General features: G+C 30.2%; 1 protein-coding gene. It reads left to right on the forward strand.

Annotation, left to right across the window (positions count from 1 at the left end; genetic code table 11):
- Position 1: 1 nt before the first annotated feature.
- Complete coding sequence (locus HMPREF3002_RS00005) at positions 2–865, forward strand: helix-turn-helix domain-containing protein (protein WP_070664701.1); 864 nt, start codon at positions 2–4, stop codon at positions 863–865.
- The last annotated feature ends 111 nt before the right edge of the window (positions 866–976 follow it).

Consider the following 976-nt stretch of genomic DNA (forward strand, 5'->3'; position numbering starts at 1 on the left):
TATGATTTTAGGTGAAACTTATAGGAAAATAAGAGAAGAAAAGGGGATTTCTATTTCTTCATTAGCAGGTGCTGAAATTTCAAAATCTCAAATATCTAGATTTGAATTAGGAGAAACAGAGATTTCTGTCTTTAAGTTATTGTATCTTCTTGAAAGAATAGGAGTAACACTAGAAGAATTTCTGCTTATCTGTAATCATTATCAACCTTCGGATTTTAATACCTTAATAGCTTCTGTTAAACAGGCCGCATATAATGAAGATTCTCAAGCATTACTAGATATGGTAGAGAAAGAAATAGAACTTTTTCATAGGACAAATTCTCATTACCATAAATTAAATGCTATTTTCATTGAAAGTATTGTTTCGGGAATAGATAAGAATCATCAATTGAGTCGTCAAGACGCCTCTTATCTTACAAACTATTTATTTTCTGTTGAAAACTGGGGTTATTACGAAACGCTCATCCTTGGAAATTGCTGTCGTGTTCTATCTCCAGATTTATTATTTAGATATGCCAAAGAGGCGCTCAACAAAGGGAAGTTGTATAGTTCTATACCTAGAAATAGACAATCTCTCATTCAACTACTTCTCAATTCTTTGATTATAATGATTGAGAACGACTTATATGAGGAATCTTTATTTTTAAAACAGGCTACGAAGAATATATTAGCGGATTCCACAGATTTTTTTGAACAAACTATTTTGCTGTATTTAGATGGATATTTGGAACTGAAATTCTATCATAATCAAAAATCACTTTTAAAAATCGAAGAAGCTTTAAAAATTTTCGAACTCTTCAATAAAACAATCTACAAAAATTACAAAGAATACTTTGAGAAACACATCATTCATTTAGTAGACTAGGCCATTTATCTATAGGGTAATAACGTGATCAAACTCTTCCAATATTTCTGGATTTTGATCATGAGTAATGACAATAACAATTGCATCTTTAATGGATAGAATGTAGTCCAT

This window comes from Streptococcus sp. HMSC065E03 (assembly GCF_001815045.1).
GTDB lineage: Bacteria > Bacillota > Bacilli > Lactobacillales > Streptococcaceae > Streptococcus > Streptococcus parasanguinis_AD.